General features: G+C 45.6%; 20 protein-coding genes. 16 read left to right on the forward strand and 4 right to left on the reverse strand.

Going from position 1 to position 26549, the window contains the following annotated elements; translation table 11 throughout:
- Window positions 1-1291 precede the first annotated feature (1291 nt).
- From AM1_RS07830 to AM1_RS42070, 15 genes are all read left to right on the forward strand, one after another.
- Window positions 1292-1525, forward strand: a complete 234-nt coding sequence (locus AM1_RS07830) for a CTB family bacteriocin (RefSeq protein WP_010467893.1) — start codon at window positions 1292-1294, stop codon at window positions 1523-1525.
- Between the two features lie 273 nt (window positions 1526-1798).
- Window positions 1799-2032: a CTB family bacteriocin gene (locus tag AM1_RS07835; RefSeq protein ID WP_010467895.1), complete on the forward strand. Its 234-nt coding sequence runs from the start codon at window positions 1799-1801 to the stop codon at window positions 2030-2032.
- A gap of 169 nt (window positions 2033-2201) precedes the next feature.
- Window positions 2202-2435, forward strand: coding sequence for a CTB family bacteriocin (locus AM1_RS07840; RefSeq protein ID WP_012162290.1), 234 nt, complete (start codon window positions 2202-2204; stop codon window positions 2433-2435).
- Window positions 2436-2532: 97 nt separating this feature from the next.
- A complete protein-coding gene (locus AM1_RS07845) occupies window positions 2533-2838 on the forward strand; it encodes a CTB family bacteriocin (protein WP_049783704.1) in 306 nt (101 codons plus the stop codon).
- A gap of 225 nt (window positions 2839-3063) precedes the next feature.
- The gene (locus AM1_RS07850) at window positions 3064-4368 is read left to right on the forward strand and encodes an HlyD family secretion protein (RefSeq protein WP_012162292.1); all 1305 of its coding nucleotides are present in this window, start codon (window positions 3064-3066) and stop codon (window positions 4366-4368) included.
- A 33-nt stretch (window positions 4369-4401) separates the two neighbouring features.
- Complete coding sequence (locus tag AM1_RS07855; protein ID WP_012162293.1) at window positions 4402-6591, forward strand: peptidase domain-containing ABC transporter; 2190 nt, start codon at window positions 4402-4404, stop codon at window positions 6589-6591.
- 24 nt (window positions 6592-6615) lie between these two features.
- Window positions 6616-6933 carry a hypothetical protein gene (locus AM1_RS07860; RefSeq protein ID WP_012162294.1) on the forward strand — a complete coding sequence of 106 codons (318 nt, stop codon included), beginning with the start codon at window positions 6616-6618 and terminating at the stop codon, window positions 6931-6933.
- Between the two features lie 81 nt (window positions 6934-7014).
- Window positions 7015-8355 carry a roadblock/LC7 domain-containing protein gene (locus tag AM1_RS07865; protein ID WP_012162295.1) on the forward strand — a complete coding sequence of 447 codons (1341 nt, stop codon included), beginning with the start codon at window positions 7015-7017 and terminating at the stop codon, window positions 8353-8355.
- 156 nt (window positions 8356-8511) lie between these two features.
- Window positions 8512-9879 (forward strand): tetratricopeptide repeat protein, encoded by a 1368-nt coding sequence (locus AM1_RS07870; protein ID WP_012162296.1) that lies wholly within the window; start codon window positions 8512-8514, stop codon window positions 9877-9879.
- A 346-nt stretch (window positions 9880-10225) separates the two neighbouring features.
- The gene (locus AM1_RS07875; RefSeq protein WP_010467911.1) at window positions 10226-10570 is read left to right on the forward strand and encodes a hypothetical protein; all 345 of its coding nucleotides are present in this window, start codon (window positions 10226-10228) and stop codon (window positions 10568-10570) included.
- A 108-nt stretch (window positions 10571-10678) separates the two neighbouring features.
- Window positions 10679-11056 carry a hypothetical protein gene (locus tag AM1_RS07880; RefSeq protein ID WP_012162297.1) on the forward strand — a complete coding sequence of 126 codons (378 nt, stop codon included), beginning with the start codon at window positions 10679-10681 and terminating at the stop codon, window positions 11054-11056.
- A gap of 2 nt (window positions 11057-11058) precedes the next feature.
- Window positions 11059-12609 (forward strand): YcjF family protein, encoded by a 1551-nt coding sequence (locus AM1_RS07885; RefSeq protein WP_012162298.1) that lies wholly within the window; start codon window positions 11059-11061, stop codon window positions 12607-12609.
- A 195-nt stretch (window positions 12610-12804) separates the two neighbouring features.
- Window positions 12805-14172: an efflux RND transporter periplasmic adaptor subunit gene (locus AM1_RS07890; protein WP_063710515.1), complete on the forward strand. Its 1368-nt coding sequence runs from the start codon at window positions 12805-12807 to the stop codon at window positions 14170-14172.
- Between the two features lie 120 nt (window positions 14173-14292).
- Window positions 14293-17469: an efflux RND transporter permease subunit gene (locus AM1_RS07895; RefSeq protein ID WP_012162300.1), complete on the forward strand. Its 3177-nt coding sequence runs from the start codon at window positions 14293-14295 to the stop codon at window positions 17467-17469.
- A 274-nt stretch (window positions 17470-17743) separates the two neighbouring features.
- Window positions 17744-17908, forward strand: coding sequence for a hypothetical protein (locus AM1_RS42070; RefSeq protein WP_010467921.1), 165 nt, complete (start codon window positions 17744-17746; stop codon window positions 17906-17908).
- Between the two features lie 237 nt (window positions 17909-18145).
- On the opposite strand, the gene AM1_RS07900 is transcribed toward AM1_RS42070, so the two are convergent.
- Together AM1_RS07900 and AM1_RS07905 are read right to left on the reverse strand one after the other, a co-directional pair.
- Entirely contained in the window at window positions 18146-18634 is a 489-nt protein-coding gene (locus AM1_RS07900) for a hypothetical protein (protein WP_012162301.1), read from the reverse strand.
- Between the two features lie 921 nt (window positions 18635-19555).
- Window positions 19556-21853, reverse strand: a complete 2298-nt coding sequence (locus AM1_RS07905; protein ID WP_012162304.1) for a molybdopterin-dependent oxidoreductase — start codon at window positions 21851-21853, stop codon at window positions 19556-19558.
- 198 nt (window positions 21854-22051) lie between these two features.
- Here AM1_RS07905 and AM1_RS07910 point away from each other — a divergent pair, with 198 nt between their 5' ends.
- Window positions 22052-23311 carry a DUF2808 domain-containing protein gene (locus AM1_RS07910; protein WP_012162305.1) on the forward strand — a complete coding sequence of 420 codons (1260 nt, stop codon included), beginning with the start codon at window positions 22052-22054 and terminating at the stop codon, window positions 23309-23311.
- Between the two features lie 651 nt (window positions 23312-23962).
- Here the strand turns inward: AM1_RS07910 and AM1_RS07915 are convergent.
- Both AM1_RS07915 and AM1_RS07925 read right to left on the reverse strand, forming a co-directional pair.
- Complete coding sequence (locus tag AM1_RS07915; protein ID WP_012162306.1) at window positions 23963-24862, reverse strand: hypothetical protein; 900 nt, start codon at window positions 24860-24862, stop codon at window positions 23963-23965.
- A 927-nt stretch (window positions 24863-25789) separates the two neighbouring features.
- A complete protein-coding gene (locus AM1_RS07925) occupies window positions 25790-26443 on the reverse strand; it encodes a hypothetical protein (protein WP_041659362.1) in 654 nt (217 codons plus the stop codon).
- Window positions 26444-26549 lie beyond the last annotated feature (106 nt).

Below are 26549 nucleotides of genomic sequence, written 5' to 3' on the forward strand. Positions count from 1 at the left end.
GCATCCACTAACAAACACATTATTATTTAGGGAAAATGTATTTAACGATACATTCTTGTGATTCGGATCACTTATCCAGGTGATGCGAGTCCGTACTGTACTGTCAAGTAGGTGATGGATTCTGTGTTTCTCCAACTCAACTGATTGAACCAAGGGTTGAGTCAAAAAGTATGTTGTTGTGTCCGTTTTTGACGGGAATGAGCACAACAACTGTTTGGTATTGGTATACACCCTTTTTTTAGCAATAAAAATGACAGCTTTTCCCATTCACCTGAGAAAGCGGACCTTGGAAACCACATTATTTTTCGTAAGGAATAACTGATATCACCGCAATTTTAAAATAATTGCCTCTCGACTGCATACACTGTATTCAACGTAGATATCGAATGAACAAAGAATACAGAAGTCAGAATAATTATTTTCCTTATCAGCAAGCAGAAGAGTTTCTGTCTTGCCAAAAAGGTGCTGGATTTCTTTAAGATCTAAAAGACTCATTTCAGATCTTGAAAAAAATTGGCAACCTATACCACTTAAGAATATTTCCAGTATCTAGATAGCATTCTCCAATAGTCCTTGTGTTATGGAATCAAACCTAGATTCTGGGCATATATTTGCACCAATTTACTTAAAGGCCAGCACTGTAAGACGGAGACTCTGAACGGAGAAAGTTCTGTCCTAACTGCCCAGTGAGTCAGGAGTTAAAGCTGAGCTATCATAAGCTATTCACTGCATTTTTATCCTCATATCTTTGTCAATGCATCAACAGCAATGTAAAAAAATCAGATATAAAGAAAATATTTAGAAGAAAAATAATTACGTATCTAGATGTGTATCATGAATTTAGATATGCATACTGTAGGAAAAAAATATATCTCCTATATACACTTCTAAAAACTAAAAAATTAAATCTCCATAGATAGTGCAATTGCAATAATCCACTATCTACACAATTCAAATCTGAATACAGCCCAAGAATACCAAGATTCAAAGCGATCAAAAAAATCTTAGTATTCTTGGGCTTTTATATTTCATATTCACATCAATATAGATTTAGAATAAAGCTCTCATATATCACTTACAGACAATATTTCAATATTAATTTTTTTTCACAAAAAAAGCTTGACTTGAAATAATCACTACTGTATTAATATAACAAGCGATGAAAAGTATCCAACGGGAGCAAAACTAAATACTTTTCAAAACTCTAAACAAACAGACTTTATTTTCAATCCAAAAACAAAGTCTGTTCAACGTAAACGATTAAATACCTTAGTGCAAGTGAGGTCATATCATGTCTGAATTATTTACTGACTTGTCTGATCAACAGCAAGAACTCGTTGCTGGTGGTTCAGTCACTCTACTCAACGTCAACGCGACCAACTTCTACTCAAATACTGAAATCCTTGGGGCTGCTGGAGCTGCTGGCTCTACTCCAGGTGGATCAGTTGCTGTTGGTGAAATTGCTGGTGCGAACCAAGAAATTTATACCAATGCTCTTGGTGTTCAATTTGGTAATGTTTCCTAGGTACAGATTAACTCTGGCTTAATCATTACCAACATTCCGTTGTATTGAGAACAACCAAGAGCTGGTCTTAATTGTGAACCTAGTACTCCACCACATAGAAGACGACAGGTTCCTAAAAGCTAAGATGCATTGACATCAAGTATTTTGCTTGCGGTGATTTTATCGAAATCACTGTGGCATAGTCCTAGGATATTCACAATTGTTTTGATCCCAGCTTTTGGTTAGTTCCAAGCATTATTCACATTCATTTTTTTGTGCAAGTGAGGTTACATTATGTCTGAATTATTTACTGAATTGTCTGATCAACAGCAAGAGCTTGTAGCTGGTGGTTCAGTCACTCTACTCAACGTCAATGCCACAAATTTCTACTCCAATACTGAAATCCTTGGGGCTGCTGGGGCTGCTGGCTCCACACCAGGTGGATCAGTTGCTGTTGGTGAAATTGCTGGTGCGAACCAAGAAATTGATACTAAAGCGCTTAGTGTTCAATTCGGTAACGTTGCTTAGGCATCATTTTTTACCCTAACAACATAGTTCTATTTTGCAAGACTACTGAAAGCAGGTGTATACAATACCGAACAAACTAACAACAATTCTTTTTTAGTTTGAAATTAAGCTTTTCAGTAGTACTTACATCTAATTCCATTAATCTCTTAAGTGCAAGTGAGGTCATATCATGTCTGAATTATTTACTGAATTATCTGATCAACAGCAAGAACTCGTTGCGGGTGGTTCAATCACATTGATCAATGCCAATCTAACCAGCTTTAAATCCAATACTGAAGTTCTTGGTGCTGCTGGTGGTGCTGCTTCTGGTCCTGGTGGATCTGCAGCGGCTGGTGAAATTGCTGGTGCCAACCAAGAACTTTATACCACTGCCATTAACTTTCAGTATGGCAACGTACTATAGTCATCCATTTGACTGAGTTCTAGGTTTCAAAACCACACGATTAGGGCTGTATAAATTGCATGAATTCTTTTAGTGAACAACCTTTATCAAGTTCATTATGGAATCACAATTTCATCCAGCCCTATTCCAGTTTGTCCCAACGTTCCAATCAACTATTATGTCTGGTCAATCCTCTGAGTTATTTATAGAGCTATCTGAACATGAGCAAGAAATTGTTGCAGGGGGCACAACAACACTATTCAACTTAAATCAGACGGAATTCTTCTCTCAGTTAAACCTCTATCAAGCGAGTGGCGTAGCCACTGCTGGCCCCAACGGTGCTAGTGCATCTGGGTCAATCACCCACATGAACCAAACCATAGACACCAAGGCATTCAACTTCGTCTTCGGCCAGATTGATTGATAAAAAAACCGGGAAGGCAGGTATCTCAATCATCCCAGTGCAAGTGAGGTTTTTGGATATATCCTGCTTTCCCTTAAGTGGCTAAAACATTGAGATTCCAGTGTTTTAGCTATTCAGAGAGCTTTTAGCTTCTCAAGGATTTAATTATAACAGGCATTAAAGATTAGCTAGTTTCTTGACCTAACCCCCTATCAATCTCCTTAATGCATAGCCCCATAAGATTCCATGAATACCCTCCAACCTGATCAACTTCACTTTGTTCAGGAAGATGAATTTTTACCCTCCATTAGCCCGTGGATTTCAATGGGGGGAATGGTTTTGGTGCTGGTATTCGGTGCCGCTGTTGCCATTTCCTCTACCCTCAAATTCAGCATCACTGTCAAAGCCCCTGCAGCCATTCGGCCCGCAGGTGGCCTGAGTATCGTCCAAAGTGGTATTGATGGCACCATTACTCATATCAACGTGGAGGAAAACCAGGTCGTCAAAAAAGGCGATCTGTTTGCACAGCTAGACGATTCAGGGTTGCAAACCCGCAAAAGCCAACTGCAAGGAGATATCCAATCCATTACCCTGCAGAGATATCAGATCAATGCTCAACTCAGAGCGTTAGACCATCAAATTATTGCTGAAACCCGGTTAGTCAGCCGTTCCATCGCCGCCGCAGAAGCCAACTTAACCTCACACCGTCGTCGCTATCAAGATCTTAAAATCAGTACCGAAGCAGACCTAGAAGAAGCCCAAGCTGGGTACCACCTGGCTTCTGAAGAGTATCTACGCTTCAAAGAACTCGAGGAATCAGGAGCCATTGCCAAACTGCAGGTCAAAGAGAAAGAAGCCTCTTTGAAAGCGGCATCCGCCAGAATTAAGCGTCTTAAGGCTGCAACCAATCCATCAGACGCCACTATTGATCAAGCCTTAGAACAAATTGCCCAGGAAAAAGCCAGAGGTAGTGTCACCCTGGCAGGTCTCAATCAACAAAAAGAACAGCTGATGCGCACCCGCATCGAAGCCCAAAAGCAGCTCCAACGCACTCAAAAAGAGCTACAGCAAATCGATAACGAACTCAAAGGTACTAAAATCCGGGCTCCCATCGATGGCACCGTTTTACAGCTCAATCTACGCAATCCCGGTCAAGTGGTGCAGCCTGGAATCCCCATCGCTCAAATTGCCCCCCGCAACGCTCCTTTGATTATCAAGGCTAGGGTCAACGCCCAAGATATCAACCAGGTGAAAACAGGGCAGATGGTTCAAATGCGCGTTTCAGCCTGCCCCTACACGGATTACGGCACCTTACAGGGAACCGTTATGAATGTGTCACCGGATGCCATTCCGGTGAATGATGCTAGCGGTCCAGCCACTAGTCCAGCTTTTTATGAAGTTACCGTACAACCTCGAACCTTATATATGGGCAATCAACAGCGCTGGTGCCGCCTGCAATTTGGGATGGAGGGTCGAGCCGATATTGTGTCACGCCAAGAAACCGTTCTCCAATTTGTCTTGAAAAAAGCCCGCTTAATGTCCAACTTCTAACTCGCCTGATCAAACGATAAAGGCACCTTGTCCATGCCCTCTTTAATGCTCCTCAATCCCCTACTCAAATCACGCAAAAGCTACCAGTGTGTCAAGCAATGGAGCGAAGAAGATTGTGGAGCCGCGTGCCTAGCTTCAATCTGCAAGTATTATGGCCGTCTACTGAGCATTACCCGTAGTCGGGAAGTGGTGGGAACAGGACAACTTGGCACCACCCTGTTAGGTCTGAAAAGAGGCGCTGAAGCCCTAGGGTTCAATGCCCGTTCTGTGAAAGCATCAGAAGCGTTGATTGATCGGCTACAGGACATCTTACTGCCAGCCATTATCCATTGGAAAGGCTATCACTGGGTCATTCTCTATGGCAAACGCGGTCGCAAGTATGTTGTGGCCGATCCAGGCGTGGGGATTCGGTATCTCACCAAACAGGAACTTCTCGAATCATGGAATGGCATCATGCTCTTACTGGAGCCTGATGTCGATCGATTTCATGATCGAGGCGAAGACGAAGAAAAGTCCGGTGGATTTTCTCGCTTCCTGGGTCGGATTTGGCCCTATCGTACGATTCTGAGCCAAGCCCTTTTGATCAATATTGTCCTGGGATTATTGGCCCTCTCCAGCCCTTTTCTCATCCAGATTCTGACCGATGATGTCTTGGTCCGTCAGGATATGGAGTTGCTGACGGTCGTAGTGGTGGGGGTTGTCATTTCCCAAGTGTTCAGCAGTAGCCTGCAAATCATGCAGTCGAACCTGATTGCCCACTTCAGCCAGCGGCTGCAGCTCGGTCTAGTCTTAGAGTTTGGTCGCAAAATCCTGCAACTCCCCCTGAACTACTATGAGTCGCGCAGAAGCGGGGAGATTATCAGCCGTTTGCGAGATATTAACGAAGTCAATCAACTGGTCTCACAAATCGTTGTTCGGGTCCCCAGTCAAATTTTTGTTGCCATTATTTCCATTGGCTTCATGCTGTTTTACAGCGCGAGTTTAACCCTAGTGGCTGCAGGGATTGCCATCATCATGGCTATCTCAACCCTGCCATTTCTGCCAATATTGCGGAAGAAAACTCGCAATTTACTGATTCTGTCTTCTGAAAATCAAGGAGTCTTAGTTGAAACCTTCAAGGGAGCGCTAGTCCTGAAAACGACCAACGCAGCGCCCCAGTTTTGGGAAGAGTTTCAATCTCGATTTGGCCGACTAACCCACCTCACCTTCAGCACCATCCAACTGAGTGTCCTCAACGGTACCTTTACTCAGTTGATTTCGAGTATTGGCAGTGTCGCTCTTTTGGCCACGGGAAGTCTGCTGGTCATCAAGGAAGAAATCAGTATTGGCCAGTTACTAGCCTTCAACACTATGCAAGGCAACATGCTCGCTTTGATGACGACCATCATCGGCCTCACAGATGAATATTTTCGGGCTCAAACGGCAATTGGCCGTATTTTAGAGGTCATCGATGCCACACCAGAATCCGTCGGAGAGACTAACAAACCTTTTGCCCAGCTCTCTGGAGACCATGATATTACCTGCTCCCATTTAAACTTTCACCATGCTGGGCGAGTCGTTCTCCTAGATGATTTTTCCTTGACGCTACCTGGGGGGAAGGTAACCGTCATCATTGGGAAATCCGGCTGTGGTAAAAGCACCCTGGCCAAGGTGATCGCAGGCCTTTATCAAACCCAGTCTGGAACCGTCAGAATCGGTCCCTATAATTTACAGGATTTGTCCATCGTCGCTCTCCGGCAACAAGTCTCGTTTGTCCCCCAAGAACCTCATTTTTGGAGTCGATCCATTATTGAGAACTTTCAGCTAGGCAACCCGCAAGTCTCGTTTGAACAAATCGTAAAGGCCTGCCAAATTGCGGATGCTGACAGCTTTATCAGCGAATTACCCAATACGTACCAGACCGTTTTAGGTGAGTTTGGTGCCAACTTATCGGGTGGGCAGCGGCAGCGGTTAGCCATTGCTCGGGCCATTGTTAACGATCCACCCATCTTGATTTTGGATGAATCCACTGCAGGCTTAGATCCCGTGAGCGAAGCCGAAGTTCTAGATAAATTACTAGCCTATCGCCAAGGCAAAACGACCATCATGATTTCCCACCGCCCCAGCACCATTAAACGAGCAGAGTGGTTGATTCAAATGGAAAAAGGCCAACTGCTTTTGGAAGGAGACTTTGCCTCCCTAGCTACTCAACCTGGAGAACATCAGAAGTTTTTAAACCACTAATCCATCGTCATTAGGAGAAAGATCATGGCTCAATTACAAAACAGTCCGCAACTTCCGCAAATCATCGATCTACCATCAGACTTATTTGTTGAATTATCTGATCCAGAACAGGAGACCATTTCAGCTGGATTTGGCTTAACCTATCTCTATTTTGAGCAGGAAATCATTTCGTCGTCATCGTCCAATACGACGGAAATTGACAATCTATCTCCTGGCTCCGGTAGCGGTCGTACCTCTCAGCAAGCCAACTATGATTCGAAACGCACTACGTTTGCCTTCGGCGGATTAATTCCCATTCGTTCGGTTTCTTCGTTTATTGCCTCCATTCTCAAATTGTTTTAGCGGGGTCGCGCTGAAGCTGCATCATTGCGTAAATTGGCCCTTCCGGTTGCAAGACTACTTCCCTATTAGATTGAGTTCAACATGACTAAGACGCTGGTGACAAATACTGTTTTAAGGCAGGATAGTGGAGAGAGTGACGTTTCATCTCATCAGGTGATCCGATTGGATCGCCCTCTGAGTTCTTTGAGCACAGGTGAAGCGTCTATATCGTTAGGCCCCATCATGTTGCAGTCTCTTGGACAACTTGTTTACACCAGTTTTCCTAACGTCGGGTTTAGGCACTTATCGAGTCCCCACATCCCGCAAGAGATTCAACATGCATTTGTTCATCAAGTAGTCTACTTACGCTGGAACTCGTACAATCCCCCAGCTGCTGACTATCGGGCGGCCTACCTCTATCAAATTAATACAGACAACACCTTATTCGGGTGGTTGTATGGCGATGCCACCGATGATGTTGGTCGTCATGTTCCCTATTTTATTGGCTACCACCTGGCAGAACCGTTGACGGAAGATTATCTAAATAGTATCTATATCTGCCTACAGCGAGGGCCAACAGCGATTTCTAGCAAGGAAGAGCTGAGTCAGGGGGTTTTAGAAAATATCTCTATTCCCGATATTCGCGGCTATCCCCCTGCCCGGATTGGCGTTGATATCCCCGATGACATTCGCAACTACAGCTGTACGTTTTTGCAAATGCAAGAGTTGCTGAATATCTTTGTGCCAGCCAGTGAGCGTCAGTCCAGACTTTCCTCCCCGGCTGTCTCCTCTGAAGAAGTAGACCTCACCCAATCCCTCTCCAAGCAAAAAACCGTTATTCAGCCCCAGAAAAATCAGCCTGGGACGACGCTTCAACCCCGCAAATCTCAGCCGGCCCAACCTCAACCGGCCCAGCCTCAGCCGGCCCAGCCTCAGCCGGCCCCTATGAACTATCTAGAGCAAATTCTCTATGAATTAATTGCCAAACCCATTGGGATTCAAAGCGCATTTTTAGTGTCCATAGAAGGACTACCCATCACCTCTCCCATTGGTATTAGCGAAAATAGTGCCTTGATTATTGCTGGTACTATGCTGTATCTCGCCAGAAGTACTCACGAAGAATTGCAGTGGCAAGGCATTGAGAAAATTTCGGTCCAGGCCCAAGAAGGATACGTCATTCTAGCGAACTGTACATCAGATATTTTTCTGCTGGTCAAAGCAGCTAAGGCTTTAACGGGCCTACTAGATGGCGAGATCAACCGCACGATCAAGCGTCTCCAAACGGCCCTCCAAATTGAACATTTGGATAAAGATACTGAGTTATCTCCAGAAGCCCAGCATGAGTTAGTTACCCAACTTAATTTAGATCAGGCCGCCTCAGACTTCTTAGAGGAATCCACCGACAACTTTGACATGCAATATCGGGGCAACTCTATCCAATAGAGACTCGCTTCAGCCCTCCATGGGTATCGGTTTTCCCATTACTTTCCTATCTCATCCATATCGAATCGTAGCCTCTTGAGGCTTCTATTTTTGGCATTTCATCACATTCAATTTTCTAGTCCCCCCTTTATTTCGAGTCGTTAAACCTTTAAGACCATGAGCTTATTATTTGGAGATGATCCTAAAACCCTGAATTTGCTGAGCATTGGTGAGCGGGGCGTCGGTAAAACTGTTTTTTTAGTCGGTAGCTATACCGAGTCAAACCATCGCTACGAAGGAGATCAGCCCCAAAAACGATGGTTTGACTGTGACGATCACGATGCTCACAAAAATATCCAAGGGGTCTTGAACTATATTGCGCAAACGGGCCATTATCCCCCTCCCACCATGAAGATCGCTGACTTCACCTTTAGCTTGAAGCAGAAACGGCTGTGGGGGACACAAACCCTCTGTCACTTCCGGTGGTGGGATATGCCCGGAGAAATCTGTGATTTGAACAACCGTCAATTTCAATCGATGGTGTTGAGTTCCCAGGGCTGTTGTGTCTTTATCAATGCTTATTCCCTTATTCACGAACCGGCCTATTTAGAATCAGTCAAAGACATGATCGAATTGGTAACTGCGATCGCATCTTTGATCAAACATCACAACCTGCAATATCCGATGGCCCTGATCTTCACCCAATGCGATCGTTTAGAGGCAGGCCCCTTAGGCCAATTGCAAATTGAGAAATGTCTAGAACCCCTGATTATTCGCCTAGAGAATGCCCGCACCAACTATCGACGGTTTTACTCCTCTATCCCGATTGTGCGCATCGACGGCACCCCCGTTCTACGGGCCAGTGGCTCTGCCGATGGCCTGGTGTGGGTCACCTCTGAACTGTGTAAAGCTCGGTCAGTCCAATCTGGACAAGATTTGGCCACAAGTTTATCCCAAAGTACCTCCCTCGATCATCAATTTGTCCCCACGGTACGACGCCCCGGCTTTGCACTGGGACTTATTTCGGCTGGCGTGGTTGGCTTCTTAACCGTGGGGTTTGCCCTGACATCCCTCTGGTCTACCCAACCTCCCCAACAGGCACAAGCAACCCAAAGAACGCTCCAAGATCACCACAATGTGTTGACCCGAGATCCGAATAATTTAGATTCCCTGATTTCCGTCTACGACCATTATGTAGAAGTGGGTCAACTGGCTAAAGCGGTGCCGTTATTAGAGAAAATTGTGGCTCAAAAGCCGACCCATCTCGATTTGAAATTCAACTTGGCCGACCTCTATGAATTAACCGGAGAAAAGCAAAAAGCAGAAGCGACTTATGATGGGATTCTGACAGCCCAGCCCCAGGATGTTAAAGCCATTGTGGGGAAAGCAATTCTCAGGGGCGAAGCAGGAGATTTATCCACCGCTCAATCCCTATTTCAGCAGGCCGAAAACATCGCAGCGACTCAAGAGGCCAAAGGCAAAATTAAAGAGATTGCAGCCCAAACGCTGCAGACACAAGCGCCCGTCAACACCACAACGGAATAAGTTCTCTCCGCCTCCATTCAGTATTGAGGATAAGGGGCTATCCATCGCCCTGCAAACACAGAATATTGCCGATGGGAACGCTTACTCCTGCATCATTTGTTTAATTCCTACGATTTTTGGTACACACTAAAAAAGCAAAGATTCATCATCTTTTCTGTTGATGGTAATCACAGCGTTTATCGTCGAGACAGGCTATCTTAGGGGCGTTTGGCCTTTCAGGTGATTCAATCTAAGCGGTTTACCCTTCGGATTGTAGCTCAGACTGAGCGGTCCCCAAGGGTAAAGCCCCCACCCTCTTGAGTTCTCAAGCCAACTATCCTCAAAATAATCGTGGAGAAAGCATCTTATGTCCTGGAGAAAAATTGTTGAGATCCTAGCTGGTGGACTCGCAGGATATTTGTTAGGGAAATACGCCAGTCTAGCCTTATACACCACCGTCGTTGGCCCGATCAAACTCGGCAATACAGGTCTCTTTCCAATTCTTATCTCTACGGTACTCGGATTAATTTTTTGTCTTATTCCTTTACTCCTCGGCAATGGCTTATTGCTGTCGTTCCTACCGAAGGTAGGGCTCTGGTCAACGGGAATCTCGGTGGTGATGAGTTTATATACGTTGGCCCTGGTGATCATTGCCATCGCCTTTGGCGTTTTTGGTAATAATTCGCCTTTGCCTTTGCCATTCTGGTTATAATTCTCTTCAATTTAGGGCTGGGGCTCAGCCCTTGCTGTAACCCCCGAGTATCAGGGGCTGAACATCAATGTTTTAGGATAGGGGTATCAACACGCCAGCGCTAACGCTATGGAAGATTCTCGCGACGTTTTAGAAAATAGAACTTTAAAGCGTCTTTTTCTATTCATTTATTTGGTCCCTGTGTTTGGCGTCGTCCCGGCCCTCTGGACCCTCAGTCGACGAGATAGCGATCGCAAACAGCGAGAAGTGAGCCGAGTCGCCACTTTAATTGGCTTGGCCTGGCTGATCGGCACCCTACTTCTGACATCCGGGGTCGCCGTTACTAGCGGTGAGAATGCCCAGAGTATGGGGATTTCGCAATTATTGTTCAACAGCTTATTTACATCCAGCTATTTTCTCAGCAACCTTTGGCTGATGGTGCGAGTTTGGCGACGTCAGTCCCTTGACCTTCCAGGACTAAAACGCATTACTAAATATTTACCCTAACGATGGCCTGGCCCCGCCTCCTTATTCTGCTGTTAGGCCTCGCTATTATTTTGGGGCTGATGCTCTGGCTGATCAGCTCACTGCAATGGCTATACGCCCAAGTGGCCCTGACCTCGCCTTTTTTAGCCAACTTACTGGTGTTCTGCCTGATTGCCTTAATGGCCGTTCTGATCGGGGTTTTTATCTATTACGGTTGGCAGTTTCGAGGCCGAAAAAAGCCCAGGCAGCGTCCGCCTCAAGTCCCCACGGATAAGGTCGATGCCGCTGCCTCCAATCTCCGTGCCGTGCGTCGTCAGATTCAGCAGATCCAAGACGAAGTCACCCGCCAAGCCCTACTGAAAGAAACGCGGCAAATGGCGAAGACCTTTACCCGCCGGGAACTCAAAATCGTCGTCTTTGGCACGGGGTCCGCAGGCAAGACCTCTTTGGTCAATGGGATTTTAGGACAAATGGTGGGGGAAGTCGGCGCAACCATCGGCACCACAGCAGTGGGACAAACCTTTCGCTGTCAGCTACGCAGTGTTGATCAGGCGTTACTGGTTACGGATACCCCAGGATTATCTGAACCGGGCGTTGCCGGTACCGAGCGAGAACAGGCTGCCCGGAAGCTAGCAACAGAGGCCGATTTACTGCTGTTTGTGGTTGATGGTGATTTAACCCAGTCTGAATATCAGCCCCTAAGGGCCTTGGGCCGAATGGGTAAACGGTCTTTGTTAGTGTTCAATAAAACAGATTGCTATACCCAAACCGACCAAGACCTGATTCAGCAACGCCTGCATGAGCGCGTCCAGAACTGGATTCAGCCGGAAGACGTGGTTGCGATCGCAGCCCGTCCCCAACCCGTCCGATTAGCCTCTGGGGAAATCCTGGAACCGGAGCCAGACCTCAAAGCGCTTCTCCAACGCATCTCTCGAATTCTGCGGCAAGAGGGAGAGGACTTATTTGCCGATAATATTCTGCTTCAATCCCAACGTTTAGGGGCAGAAGCTCGACAGCAGATCGATCAAGAACGTCGTCAGCAAGCCGACCAAATTGTCGATCGGTTTCAATGGATAGGTGCTGGCGTGATTTGGGTCACCCCGGTCCCCGTCATTGATTTGCTAGCAACCGCTGCCGTCAACACCCAAATGGTGATTGAGATTGCCAAAATTTATGGCTGCGATCTGACCCTCGATCGAGCCAAAGATTTGGCCCTCTCCCTCGCGAAGACCATGGTCAGTTTGGGCATAGTCAAAGGTGCGATTGAAGTCTTTGCCCGGGCCTTGCAATTTAGTGTGGTGGGATTTGTCGTCGGTAAAACCATTCAAAGCGTGGGAGCCGCCTATCTAACGCGAATCGCGGGTAAGAGCTTTATTGAATATTTTCGCAACGATCAAGAGTGGGGAGATGGCGGTATGACAGAAGTCGTGCAGCGCCAATTTCAGCTCCATCGCCGTGATCGGTTCGTCAAAGCCTTTATCCAAGAGGCGATCACCAAACTTCCAGCTGAATTCGGCCGTCGTGTCCAGGAGCAGTTAAGCCCGATTCGTTCTGAGCCTACCGACCATCCTTAACCTACTTCGCTCAAATTAAACAGGACAAGGTTATCCAGCTTACCCCCCATCCTGGGAAATCCACATTAGAATGGGTTTTATATTCTCTTTATATTCTCCAGTGGATCAAGAATTGGGTAATGAGTGCCTCAATGTGAATGCATTTAGATCTAAGTCAGAGTTCCACCTCCTGTCCCGCCACAGCAGCGTCGTCCTATGGAAACATCTGAAACCTCAAATTTACAAGAACCCGTTGAAGCACAAATTGCAGTCGCGGAACGATCGTTCAACTCCACCATCAAATCCTTGAAACAACGTAGCAGTCGGAATTGGATCATTGCCGGTGTGGCCCTTATGGGGACAGGGCTGGTGGTCTGGCAATTTTGGCCCAAAGGGGCCAAAACCACGGGTCAACAGGGTCCGCCGCCGACTTTGGTCAAAGTTCAGACCGTCCAAACCAGTCCAGTCAAGCAAACCTCTGCCTTCCTAGGCACCTTAGAAGCCAAGCAGGGCGTGGTGCTACGCCCCGAAACAGAAGGACGAGTCACTCAGATTTTTGTCTCATCGGGGTCGAGGGTGTCCCCTGGCCAGCCTATTGTTCAACTCAGTCCCGAGAAATCTCAAGCAGACTTCGGCGCAGCGGTGGCCAATATCAATGTAGCCACCGCCGCCAGCAGCAATGCCCAAGCCCAACTTCGAGCCGTCCAAGCCGATCGTGCCAGGGCAGTTGCTGAGCTGGAATTGCAAAATACAGAGTTTCAGCGGACCCAGACCTTGGTCAAACAAGGGGCACTGGCCAAGCAAGTATTGGATCAAGTCCGCCGCGACCGCGCCTCTGCCCAAGCGGCTCTCAGAGCAGTAGATGAGCAAATTCGTGCGGCTAAAGCCAACTTAACCCAATCTAGAGCCAGCCTCAATCAAGCCAAAGCCAGCGCCTTATCGGCTAGAGAAGATGTACAAGATACGCGCATCACAGCCCCCATTGCGGGGATGGTGGGGGATATTCCCATTAAGTTAGGTTCCTTTGTACAGGCCGGTGACACCCTTACCACCATTATTCAAAATCAAACCCTAGAGATCAATCTCAATATTCCGATTGAGAAGCGCGAGCAGCTCGCAGTGGGATTACCAGTCGAACTCAGCCAAGCCCAATCCCAAGACATCCTGGCCCAGGGACGTATCAGTTTCGTCTCACCCACGGTCAATAACGAGAGTCAATCCGTCTTAGCCAAGGCCACCTTCGCCAACCCCAAAGGGACATTACGGGATGGTCAACGGGTCGAAGCTAACGTGGTTTGGCAAACCCGTCCGGGGGTATTAGTGCCCACCACCGCTGTGACACGATTGGGAGGTAAAGCCTTTGTCTTTATTGCTGATCAGCCACAACAACCAGACGGTCAAGTACCTGGGATGGTGGCTCGCCAGCAACCCGTTGAGCTAGGCAGCATCCAGGGCAACGACTACCAAGTGTTGGAGGGTATCCAAGCCGGTGAAACCATCGTTATTTCTGGCCTACAAACCATCAGGGATGGGGCCCAACTGCGCCTTGATGACAACAAATCCAGCGGCAAACCACCCCAGTAAGCTGCCTTAGCATTTGCACTGTACTTCACTGATTCGATATTCTCTCCCATTTAGCCTCTCTCCTTGGCTGTGCCTGCTGATTCCTAGCCTCCCCCCTCGCAACCGTCCTTCCCCCCTCTTATGCTTGTCAATTTTTTCATTAAACGGCCCGTCCTGACGACCGTTTGTGCCCTCCTGATCCTGCTGATGGGCCTTGTTTGTCTTCCCACCTTACCCATTGCCCAATATCCAGATATCAGCCCGAAACAGGTCAGTATTCAGGCCAACTTTATTGGTGCCGATGCCGCCACTGTCGAAGATGGCGTCACGAGCATTCTGGAACGGGAGATTAACGGGGTCGAAGGTCTTCGCTACATGACCTCAAGCAGCAGCAACAGCGGCTCTAGTTCTATCACCGCCACCTTTGAGAATAATCGTGACCAAGATTTAGCAGCGGTGGATGTGCAGAATCGCGTCTCCAGTGTGGAGTCCCAGTTACCCGCGGCTGTCCAACAGACCGGGGTCCGGGTGACGAAACAATCCAGCAGCATTCTGATGGGCTTTGGCCTCTTCAGTGAGGACGACGAGTACGACAGTATTTTCCTGAGTAACTATGCGGACCTATATCTAACCAATGCCCTGAAGCGCGTCAATGGCGTTGGTAATGTCACTATTTTCGGAGAACGGAAATATGCCATGCGCCTATGGCTCGACCCCGAGCGGTTAGCCAAGCGCAATCTAACCGGGCAAGATGTGGTGGATGCCCTACAAGAACAAAATATTCAAGTGGGGGCGGGACAAATTGGTCAACCGCCCGCCCCAGAAGGTCAGCAGTTCCAAATTGATATCCGCGCCGAAAGTCGACTCAACACGATTGAAGAATTTGAGGCGTTAGTCGTTGACTCCACCGACGGTAATCTGATCAAGCTCCAAGATGTTGGGCGAGTTGAATTGGGGGCTGAAAATTACGGTTCATTCTTACGGTTTCGCGGTAAAGACGCGGTCGGCTTGGGGATTTCCCAAATCCCTGGGAGTAACGCCCTAGACGTTGCTCGGGGCGTCAAAGAAACCATGGCAACCCTATCTGAAGACTTCCCCCCAGGGATGACCTATGACATCGGTTTTGACACCACCGATTATGTGGAGCAGTCCCTAACGGAAGTAATCTGGACCTTAATCCAAGCGGTTGGTTTAGTGGTCCTGGTGATCTTTGTCTTTTTGCAAGATTGGCGCACCACCATTATTCCCGCCGTCACCATTCCCATTTCCCTAATTGGGACGTTTGTATTTGTTAAATTATTCGGCTTTTCCATCAATAGCTTGACCCTGTTTGGTCTCACCCTGGCCACAGGCATGGTGGTGGATGATGCCATTGTGGTGGTCGAAAATGTTGCCGCCAAAATTCAGAATGAGGGCATCGAGCCTCGTCAGGCCGCCATTGTGGCTATGGAAGAGCTAACAGGGGCCGTCATTGCCACCTCTCTTGTTTTGATGGCGGTGTTTGTACCTGTAGCCTTTTTCCCCGGTACAACAGGTGCACTGTATCAACAGTTTGCCTTAACGATTGCATTTGCGATCTCACTCTCCACCTTCAACGCCCTCACCCTGACTCCCACCCTATCCGGATTACTCCTCCGTCAAAATCCCAGCATTCCTGACTGGATAGCACCAGCCTTCAATTGGTTTAACCGCCAGCAAGATCGGCTTCGTCAGAGCTACGGCAACATTTTGGACTGGATGAACCGGTTCAAATATTTCATCTTGGCGATTTTTGCTGCCCTGTTAACCTTTACCGCTTGGATTTATACCACTGTCCCTTCAGCCTTTCTACCGGAAGAAGACCAAGGGTATTTCCTCACCATTGTCGGTGCCCCCGATGGTGTGTCTCTGGAATACACCAGCGACGTCATGAAAAAGATCGAAGAGGTCATGCTTCCCCTACCTGAAGTGCGGGCCACCTTCGCCGTGGGAGGATTTAGCTTTGGGGGCAATGCATCCAATAAAGGGATTGTGTTTACCACTCTCAAACCCTGGTCAGAACGCCGCAGCTCCGAACAATCTGCCCAAGCAATTATTAATCGAGTGCGCGGTCAATTATTCCAAATTCCCGAAGCCCGCATTCTAGCCATCAATCCACCCGCTATTCGGGGGCTCGGGAGCTATGGAGGATTCACCTTCCAACTCCAAGACCGCTCAGAGAATTTAAGCCTCGATGAGTTTGTCAGTAACTTAGGGCCAGTCTTGGGAGCCGCTAACAGCAATGATGCCCTCGAAGGGGCATTCACCACCTATGGAGCCAATACACCACAGCTCAAGGTCGAAGTCAATCGTCAGCGAGCGAAAGCCCTCCAAGTCGATGTGGACGAAATTTTCAATACCCTGCAGATCTATTTGGGGTCTCGGTATGTCAACGATTTCAATTTAGGTCGCCGCACCTATCGGGTCTATGTGCAAGCCGATCAACAGTTTCGCTCCAATCCCGATGATATTGGCAAGCTATACGTGCGCTCTGGCACGGACCAAATGATTCCCCTCAGTAACTTAGTCACCATTACGTCCGTAACGGGTGCTCAAACGATTAATCACTATAATCAATTCCGGTCCATTGAGATTAACGGAGCCGCCAAGGCAGGGGTGAGTTCTGGGCAAGCCTTACAAGCCATGGAAGAAATTGCCGCCAAAGTTCTCCCGCCAGGACTAGGGTTTGAATGGTCAGGTATCTCCTTGGAAGAAATCGAGTCCGGGGGGCAAGCAACAATTATTTTCAGTTTGGGTTTGGTACTCGTCTTCCTAGTTCTGGCTGCCCAATACGAAAGCTATGTGGATCCAGTTATCATTATGCTCTCCGTTCCCCTCGCAGTTTTAGGGGCGTTGGGAGCCCAAGTCTTACGGGGCTTTTCCAACGATATTTACTGCCAAATTGGTCTCGTGATGCTGATTGGTCTCGCGAGTAAAAACTCAATTCTGATTGTTGAGTTTGCCAACCAACTCCGGGAAGAAGGACTCCCCATTCCTAAAGCGGCCCTGCAAGCGGCCCAACAACGACTCCGACCCATTTTAATGACCGCTATTTCCACCCTCAGCAGTATTTTCCCCCTCGTGGTGGCGTCTGGAGCTGGGGCTGGCAGTCGGCAATCCTTGGGAACAGCCGTCTTTGGCGGCATGTTTGTGGCCACATTTCTAAGTCTCTTTGTTGTGCCTATCCTGTACATCATCATTAAGGGCTTTAGCGATCGTATCTCTCCCAAAACAGCCGAACTAACGCCAACAACAGAGGTGCTAGGGGCAGAAGAAAATCTAACCGTCATTCGCAAATAAAACCGCTAACTGCCAGGTCAAATCATCAAAAAGTGGGCTCACCCTAGTTTTATTGACATTGGTATTGCCATCAAAAAATACTGTTTTATTTGTATTTCATGATACAAGGGATTCCAGTCGCCTAGATCTACCGGTCTGTCACTCATTTTTAGGGGCATTAAGCAGATTTCTCCCATTAAAGTCTTGAAAAAATGCACAACATGTGATCCATAGAAGAAAACATTGGGAACATTCAGTAGTATTCCAATGCTGTTCGTAATTTCAAGGAGAAATTATGCCGCAACGATATCGAGAGGAAGTTGAAGCATTAGCTAAAGCTTTATTAAGTAGTCACGAAAAAGATGGCCTGATTTATAGTGGGATTGCAACGCTACTTATGGTTGCCTTAACCATTTATTGGGTGGATGGACTCATTAGGCTAGGATTGATTGGTGGATAGGGTTTGAGAGTGCAAGATGATCAGTTACCAAGCCCTGAGAGATCTTTCTTAAAGGGCTTTTATACACTTATTTATATCAATTTATATATAAAATATTCAGGCTAGTAGAAATCATTAGCTATCCTTCATCAACGGGAATCAATCAATTATTTTTTTAGCTCAGATTATCTACAGTACTCTCCAATTTTTTCTCTCGCAGTGGAATGAGTCAAGCTATCAATCTCTTCCTAAAAGTTGTTAGAGCACCCCTTGATCATAGGTTGAGTACTCTAATCCTAAAATATTGCGCAAGGCGGGTAGTTGATGAGTTTGTAGAAACTCAAAGTTAGAATAATTCAAGCTCTTAAAAGGGACCTGCCGCCCATGTTCCACGCCTGCACTAAATTCTTCTAGTTCTCTTTGACTTAAACAATAGGGGCTAGGGTAAAGAAACCGAGCGACAAACTGGAAGAGCATAAGATGAAACCAATGGGTATTAGGGTCATTACCCATGGCAAATCCCAGAACATAGGCTTCACCAAAGGAGTCGAATCCTTTTTTCAACAAGAGGTGTAGACAGTCATGCTGGTACAAGTCAATTTTGCCGGGTAGCGCCAAGGGACTCCTAGGATTTTCAAAAAGCCACACGAAGAATGGGATCTTCGAAGGGGGATCTCCAGCTAACATTAAATATGCATCACGCAGAGTTAATACTTCAAGTTCTTCTGGATAGATATCCCAAAGCATTGACTCCTCCTATTTGAAATATCAAAAATTTACTCATGTTAATTGAGAATCCAGCGAAAAATTCCTAAACAGTCCACACACAGAAAAAGGGACGCCGAATAAAGCACCATCGACTGGTCTCGAAGCAACATGCTAGAGACCAGCATTTGGCTTGAGCTAACAGCCAGAAAGAGAAATCCATAACCACTGATCTCAGTATTCGAGGCAAGGATAATTCCTCCCGTTATGGCACAGGCTGTACTAGAGAATTTTAATCGCCGAGCCCACCTCAAATGATTCCGAAGTAACACCATTCGTCATTCTCTAAATAGACAATATCCATGCCAGTATGAACAGTTAAAAATATGCATTGTTTTTATCTGATTTTGCAAAAAACAACTCAATCCTCTATTCACAAAAACACTAGTACAGCTATCGCCTAATAGAATAAAAATAGCCAGAATAGCTTTCTCAGAAATCATTTCTGATAATCTTACTATTCGGAATAAAAAACTATTCACTCACACAACAATATAATGTTCAGCGAAGAAATCCGTCTGTAACACCACAATATTTTTCATAAATCAATATTATGTGGGTGTATCTAATTTTAGGCTAATCACTTTGTATCATAATTTACAAAATTTTTCTCCGTTTTTTTTAGATTTTCCAGTTCAATTCCAACAAAATAGTCTGTTTTTCTAGCTCAATATTATTGAAGCCATTCCTATAAACATAAGTCCTGAACTATTTTTCACGATCAAGACAAGAACAGCCACAATATTTTTATTAACTTTATTTACATAAATATCTATTTTTTTAGAGAAAAATTCAACAATCATCACTCGATAAAATCCCTGTAACAAAATCTAGAAATTCAGACAAAAAAGGGATCCAAGATAATCTATAAAAAAACTGATAAGTCAATACTCTAGAGCTAATTCACGGCAAACTTTCGTGCAAGCTTGCTGCCCTCGCCATCTCTATGGGTCTTAATCTCACAGGTACATTTTTATGGAAAGGGGTGGCACTGATGGTGTCGCAATGTTGGGCGTCGGTCAACAAATTCAAGAGCGGGCCGTAGCGGGTGCGCGTTCCATTCGCATCGGGATAGTCCAACCCATAGCCGTGGGGCAAACTGACCACCCCCGGACGAAGGGTATCGCAAAGTTTGACCTGTACCGTCAGCTGTCCCCAGGGGGATTCACACACTGCATGACTCCCTTCAGCTAGCGCTAACGCTTTAGCATCGACAGGATGGATCTTGAGCACCCCCTCAGCGTCATTTTGTCGCCATTGGGGATTACGGTAGATGGTGTTGGCGTTATACATGCGGCGCTCACCTGCAATCAGCATCAAGGGATACTCTGGCCAGGCATGGTGGGAGGAGAGGGTCTGCAACTCCTCAATCAGTTCAGAAATCACTAACCGCACTTTTTGGTCTTTGTAGCCCATCAATGCCCAGGTCTCTTCATAGCGATGTTGGCTAATAGGTGCGCCACTATGGCCATGCAAAATCCGCTGAAATAATGCTTCTGCCAATCGCCCCCCTCGGCCAGGCAAACCCGTCCGGGCCACTGCTTCGCCATGGTGCTGAACATAAAGCTGGCTCACCCCCCAAAACGGGGCAATGCTGTCATCCGGTAAGGTCTTGCCCAAGGATCCTTGCAAGGCAAAAGCAACGGTACGTCTCAGCTGAGGCTGTAGGGCCATGGCCGCCACCAAAGCCACTCGATACAGTCCTAGCTGAGGCCACCGCCCATGCCAACGAGCCACCTGTTCCAACACTGGATAGCGTTCAGGAATCGCCCCAATCGCAACCGCCAATCGCCGATAGATTTCTGACTCTGGCAGAGTATCGGCTAAAGGAGCAAACAGAGGCTTTCGTAAATGAAAGGCATTGGTGGGAAATTCCAAATTAAAAAAGGCGGCTTCCCATTTTTCAAACTGCGACGCAGCCGACAGGATGTAGTCGGCATAGCGAGCCGTCTCTGTCATCGCCACATCTACAACCACCAGCAGATCCAGCTTGGGAAAGGCACGCTGATAGGCTTGGGTATCTGCCCCGGACACCACCGGATTGGCACTATCGACGATTAAGCCCCGGATACGCTGAGGATGATCGGACTCAATTTCAGCAGGCAACACATTGGGGGGAAATAGCTGGGCAATTTCCGTGATACCCGTTGCCTTCGTTTGGCATAGCGTTTTAGCCTCGGCATCAGAATGGCCAACCCAAGGCAGGAAAAAGGTATGGAAGTTGTTACCGCCAGGTTTGCCTAAATTGCCCGTTAGCAGAAAGAACAGTTTCTCTAGATAGGAATTGAGGGTGCTGTTGAGGCTTTGCTGCAAACCCAAATCCACCCGGACATTGGCAGACTTCGCGGTGGCAAAGCGGCGCACGGCCTCATAAACCTGATCGGCATCTACTCCAGCCCGTTCAATATGATCCGCAATGGGAATGGTTAGGAGACAAGCCCGCACCTCTGTATATCCAATCGTATGCTCCTGGAGAAAGGCTTGATCTTCCCAGCCTTCCTGCACCAGAATTGCCAGCATGGCTGATAGTAAAAAGGCATCGGTTCCAGGCCGCAACTGCAGATGAATATCCGCTAACTCTGCCGTTTCCGTCCGGCGCGGATCGATCACAATCATGGTTCGCTGATCGTCCTGGGCAATCTGTTTAAGGGTGGGGCGGGCATTACGGATGCCGTGGGCTTGCCAAGGATTGGTGCCAATAAACAATACGCACTCTGTCTGTTCAATATCTTCGGTGGTATGGCAGTTTTGACGACCAAACAGCTTGCCATTCGCCCAAAAGTCCCCGGTTTTTTCCTGAGCCAGGGCGGAATAGTAGTAGGGAATCTCCAAGGCATCGCGAAAGGTGCTGCTGTACATGGAGCCGAGGTGATTGCCTTGGCCGCCCCCGCCATAAAAGGCGAGGCACTCTTTGCCGTAGGTCTGCTTTAGATCCAGCAGGCGAGCGGCAATTTCGGTAATAGCGGTTTGCCAGTCAATGGGTTGATAGGATCCATCTTCCTGCCGTTTAAGGGGTTGGGTGAGGCGATCGGCATTGTTTTGATAGTGGTCGAGTTGGGCGGCTTTTTGGCAGATATAGCCTGCACTAACCGGGTGGTTTTTATCGCCACGAATCTTGGTGAGATGGCCGTCTGCGACTTGGACCTGGAGGCCGCAGTTGCGGGAACATAAAATACAAGCCGTCGGCTGCCAATCGGTCATGATTCAGGTCGAGTAGAGGGGAACTACTGTCAGCATAGGGGCCTTTGGGTTGCAATCCAATGCCCTGTGATAAACCTCTTCTTTGGTCACCGAGACAGATCACAGTGGAGTATGTGTCGGCGATGATTCAATAGAACTGAAGTCGTCATCTGAATAAACTTCGCCGATAATGAATTCAAGTGAGTGAGGGTTGTCCCCATGCAGCGATTTAACGTTCTATTGCCTGCTTTAACGGTGGGAACTGCTTTGGTGATGGTGCAGCCAGCCCAGGCGTTGTCCGGGGCCGAGGTGAATCAAATAGCAAAGGAGTCCACCATTTTGGTGAAAGGCCAAAATCCTGGCTCTGGGGTGCTGGTGGGGAAAAAGGAAAATACCTACTATGCCCTGACAGCAGAACATGTGGTCGCCACGCCGGATGAGTATGACATTGTGGCTCCCGATGGGACGGAATATGTCTTGAATTATCAATCGGTGCAGAAGCTGCCGAATGTGGATTTGGCTCTGGTGAGTTTTACCAGCCAGAAATCGTATCAATTAGCAAAACTCGGTAACTCAGATCAGTTAACAGAAGGCGATAAGGTCTTTATTGCGGGCTGGCCTTCTTCGGGGGTTGCCCTGCCTCATATCTATCAGTTCACGTCTGGCGAAATTTCCGGTCTGCCACCCCAGTCCATCGGTAAAGGCTACAAAATGGTCTATACCAACGTCACCCGAGCAGGAATGAGTGGCGGGCCTGTGTTTAATGATGATGGCAAAGTGGTGGGGATTCATGGTTTAGCCGAAGGCAGAGAGGTGGTTTTGCCAGGCTATCAAGGGGACCGCAGCGTGATTAAGGCTGGGTTCAATTTGGGAATTCCCATCAATACGTTTGTGCGGCTCTCTAAAAAGATGGAGGCCAAGCCCCAGGCGACTCCACAACCCACTCCCAAACCGATTCAAGAATCAACGGCAGTAGCTCAAGTGATTGATGCGCCTGCTCTACCAGCCCTCCCCAGAGGTCCAAAGGTTACTTTTGATCGCCCCCCTCAACTTGTCGGTACTTCTACAACAAATCGAGATGCCCGATCTTTAGGAGCCACGTACTTCTTTACGATTGATATTCCACAAGATGCGGCTCAACCGTTGCAAAAGGTGGAGTTTATTTTGAAGCAAGGGGTGCAATATCCACGCTTTAAGGCAACTTCAGTGAAGGCATTTGAGGGGACAAAGCGAAATAAAGGCGAGGCTTTGCCGATTAATATTGTGGTCAGTGATCCATCGGTTCGGACATTGACGGTTACGTTTGATAAACCTGTTGCTCCAGGTCAAACAATTACAATGGCTGTTCGACCAGTGCGGAATCCTTCGGTGGGAACTTATATGTTTGAGGTACGAGGTACGCCTGCTGGTTCAACTGCTGAAGGTCAATATTTAGGGATTGGTCGTTTAGATTTTTCACGCAGCTCCTTGGGGAAATAAAGCGTGCCCAAGCTAGAGATTTAGGGTGTTAGGTCTATAAATCATCGAGGCAAAAAACCATCAGAAGGTGATTAACTTTTACCAAGAATTTAATCACCATAGATTTCTGCTAAAGCCACCGCCAGCCCATCATCCAAATCTTGCAACGCGGACCAGCAGGGGCATTAAACCAGCAGGGGCATTAAAATAGGAATTTACGGTTTCGTCTGGAACCACTGCCCTATATGGCGTCCAGATCGCACTGTGGGGATGTGTAATGAGATTAGCACCCTGGAATTACCTGATTTAGCCCTCTCCATGAACAAGAAAACTCATCAAAAAATCAAAATAATGTTTTGTGCTCCCTTCTAAGTTTCTTAGCTACTCATAACTGTAGGTGTTTGTCGATATGCACACGCTGCTGGTCCTAATTGGGCCTATTGGTCGCTTTGGATAGTATTTATTTGGGCAAACGATTCGCCATGTTCCATCAGAGCAGCATATATAAATACCATCTTTTGTTCCTGCCGGAACGTGCCTATCATTAAGAATACAAGCAGCGTATGCACTGGGTGAAAAGAAATAGATAAATGCTGTCGCAATAATAGTACTTAAAATATACAAAGAAAGCTTGATGGAGGTATTCATGTTTTTAGATATCATAGATGATTATTATTCAGCTTTTGAAATTGAAACTTGAACTTTTGGAAGATAAGCTGTAAACGAGTCTGCTCCAGACAGTCTCATTTTTTTAGCAACACTTTGGGTCACTCGAATTTCAAGTATCCCAGAATGTTTATTAGGACTATTTTTTTCTCTTCCTACGATTCTTACTGAATTTATTAATGGAGATTCTTCTCCCTCTCTCACAATTCTTAAGTATACTTGATTTGGATATTTTGAATTACAACCATACGCTAGAAAGTATGATTCATCAATATCATGAGGAACAACAACAACTGCTAAATCCTTGTTATGATCAATAGAGTGGCCACAATTTGTTTGTAGTGATGTATCAGGTAACATGGTCAAAGCAGCTGGTATTGGCAGCTTTCCAACATCAGAAACAAACTCTTTAGTAACCTTACCTTTTACCTTGATCAACTCTATTTTTGCAAGAATATGTTGATTAAATCGTTCTGTTACTACATTAACAAATTCTTCTTTTTTTATAAAATCTTCATACTGTTTTTGACTCCATTCTTTTGTAGCATTAAAGACAAAATCTGGCGCCCCTTTTTTAACCTTTTTTAGGTCTTTTATTTCAACGTTATCTTTATTTAAATTGTAGATATGTTCTGGTGAATAAATATTTTGTATGAGCCATCTTAGAATCCAATCACTAGATGTGGCCTTTGCATAAATTCCTTGGGCTAAAATAAGGCCCATAATAGACATTATAGTTGTAATAATAATTTTGGCAGTCTTGAATGTTTCATGAATAGATTTTATTATTGAAATATCATTCGCGATTTGATCTTGTAATTTATTGAGTTCACTTGTAGATAAATATTCAATAGTTTGTTGTACATCTTTTTTTGAATTTTGATTATTAAAGTTTTTTTCTTTCATTGTTTTATCTCAAGAATGATTTTTATGATAATTCAAAACTAATTTTTGTGAAATAAAAATATTCGCATTTATTTTTTAATTCATATTTTTTGGAAAAACTTAAGAACAAATATATTCTCAATCCGTTTATTGTCCTCTACCTTAATAAGCATTGTCTTATAATATTTTGCTAATCCAGTGAAATGCTAAGATGCCCTTTTTTGATATAGATACTAAATTAAGATTTACTTTAAAATTTCTTGGTCAATTTTTTTTGACAGATTGATAAAAGGAGTGAATTATATTTTTCAATAGTATTGAAATGGTGACAGATCTCAGCAACTCTCTTGTCTTAATATTCTCTCAATAAATTAAGCTTGAGCAGATATAGTTTCAACTATATTTTTCCCTAAGAAATATATAATTTAAGCTTGAATTAGAAATTTTTTATGATCACTTCCATGTAATAAAAATCACAACTAAAATAATAAAAAATCTTAATCTTTTTGTATGTATTTTATTCTTATACATTATGCAGTTTTCTTTATTTTTTACTAAAAAATTTAATTCAGTATTTTATTTGTCAATTTGTTGACATACTATTTTCTATAAACACCACATCATGATGAGACTAAACAAAACCGAGGGATAGAGAAGTTCTAATACTTGAGGCACCTGCATCACCAGCATCTTTAAGATAGAGACTTGTTTTTGAGAGATTGTAATCTTCCATTTGAGTCCTGATCAATTCTCCCTGTTTTCGTCGATACAGCAGTTCAATATACTGCTGTGGGGTCAATTTATTCTTACATCCAAAACTGACCCCACAGGCTTTTGCATTTTTGATTCTATGCATTCGGATTTCAGTTTCAGGCCCCTAAAAGTCATTGATTACACCTAGTGTCAGCAACCCTTCAATTGGGCCTATTGGAAAGCCTAGAGAGATTATTAATTCAACTGTAACGATCTAGCATTATCAATCACTCCTTTTACATTTCGTAATCGATCTAATTGATCGTGCCAATAAGAACTCCCTGCTGCTGCTGCAAAGCCACCAACAAAAATATTGATCAGAGGATCTTGAAGCTTATTTAATGTGTCGAGCCACTCTTTCCCTTCTTCTGAAGTGGATAATATCTGAAAAACGTAAAATTCAGATTGCCAAACTAAAAAACATCCAACGGCTGCAGCAAGAGTACGGATGATAAAAACTCGCTTTCGTTTGTCTGCATCTAACTCAGCTTTGACATTTAATGCAACTTCATTCAGTGCATGCTTCAATGCATCAGTTATTGGCTTACCTGCTAGCTTAGATAATTCTAATTTGATTTCATTAAGAGTCGTAATATTATGTTTAGACTTCATTTTTAGTTGTTTTTGAGCATTCATCAAAGCATCAACCTTAGAAACCATTTCTGAATTATTACCAGAGAATTCTTTTAGTAAATCTAGAGACTGTTCTATAGATATCTTACTTTTTGCCCAAACAACTCCAAACTGTTCAAGGAATCCTCTAAAGATTTCCAATATAACTTCTACGGAAGCTGAAAGGACAAGAAACATGAAGAAAAGCATCCCAATAAGCGATAGGAAAGAATCCATGGTTACCAATACTCATCGAATATTTATTTAAAACTTTTGCCTTAATCAGAGCAAAAGAAGACTCACCTAGATATCAGGTTATGAAACATTTATTATGCATCTTCAC

It is taken from the genome of Acaryochloris marina MBIC11017, from assembly GCF_000018105.1.
GTDB lineage: Bacteria > Cyanobacteriota > Cyanobacteriia > Thermosynechococcales > Thermosynechococcaceae > Acaryochloris > Acaryochloris marina.

Bases quoted from the DNA above. Each gene is read 5' to 3' on its own strand.
- AM1_RS07830 (WP_010467893.1), top strand. From the start codon at position 1,292: ATGTCTGAATTATTTACTGACTTGTCTGATCAACAGCAAGAACTCGTT.
- AM1_RS07835 (WP_010467895.1), top strand. From the start codon at position 1,799: ATGTCTGAATTATTTACTGAATTGTCTGATCAACAGCAAGAGCTTGTA.
- AM1_RS07840 (WP_012162290.1), top strand. From the start codon at position 2,202: ATGTCTGAATTATTTACTGAATTATCTGATCAACAGCAAGAACTCGTT.
- AM1_RS07845 (WP_049783704.1), top strand. From the start codon at position 2,533: ATGGAATCACAATTTCATCCAGCCCTATTCCAGTTTGTCCCAACGTTC.
- AM1_RS07850 (WP_012162292.1), top strand. From the start codon at position 3,064: ATGAATACCCTCCAACCTGATCAACTTCACTTTGTTCAGGAAGATGAA.
- AM1_RS07855 (WP_012162293.1), top strand. From the start codon at position 4,402: ATGCCCTCTTTAATGCTCCTCAATCCCCTACTCAAATCACGCAAAAGC.
- AM1_RS07860 (WP_012162294.1), top strand. From the start codon at position 6,616: ATGGCTCAATTACAAAACAGTCCGCAACTTCCGCAAATCATCGATCTA.
- AM1_RS07865 (WP_012162295.1), top strand. From the start codon at position 7,015: ATGACTAAGACGCTGGTGACAAATACTGTTTTAAGGCAGGATAGTGGA.
- AM1_RS07870 (WP_012162296.1), top strand. From the start codon at position 8,512: ATGAGCTTATTATTTGGAGATGATCCTAAAACCCTGAATTTGCTGAGC.
- AM1_RS07875 (WP_010467911.1), top strand. From the start codon at position 10,226: ATGTCCTGGAGAAAAATTGTTGAGATCCTAGCTGGTGGACTCGCAGGA.
- AM1_RS07880 (WP_012162297.1), top strand. From the start codon at position 10,679: ATGGAAGATTCTCGCGACGTTTTAGAAAATAGAACTTTAAAGCGTCTT.
- AM1_RS07885 (WP_012162298.1), top strand. From the start codon at position 11,059: ATGGCCTGGCCCCGCCTCCTTATTCTGCTGTTAGGCCTCGCTATTATT.
- AM1_RS07890 (WP_063710515.1), top strand. From the start codon at position 12,805: ATGGAAACATCTGAAACCTCAAATTTACAAGAACCCGTTGAAGCACAA.
- AM1_RS07895 (WP_012162300.1), top strand. From the start codon at position 14,293: ATGCTTGTCAATTTTTTCATTAAACGGCCCGTCCTGACGACCGTTTGT.
- AM1_RS42070 (WP_010467921.1), top strand. From the start codon at position 17,744: ATGCCGCAACGATATCGAGAGGAAGTTGAAGCATTAGCTAAAGCTTTA.
- AM1_RS07900 (WP_012162301.1), bottom strand. From the start codon at position 18,634: ATGCTTTGGGATATCTATCCAGAAGAACTTGAAGTATTAACTCTGCGT.
- AM1_RS07905 (WP_012162304.1), bottom strand. From the start codon at position 21,853: ATGACCGATTGGCAGCCGACGGCTTGTATTTTATGTTCCCGCAACTGC.
- AM1_RS07910 (WP_012162305.1), top strand. From the start codon at position 22,052: ATGCAGCGATTTAACGTTCTATTGCCTGCTTTAACGGTGGGAACTGCT.
- AM1_RS07915 (WP_012162306.1), bottom strand. From the start codon at position 24,862: ATGAAAGAAAAAAACTTTAATAATCAAAATTCAAAAAAAGATGTACAA.
- AM1_RS07925 (WP_041659362.1), bottom strand. From the start codon at position 26,443: ATGGATTCTTTCCTATCGCTTATTGGGATGCTTTTCTTCATGTTTCTT.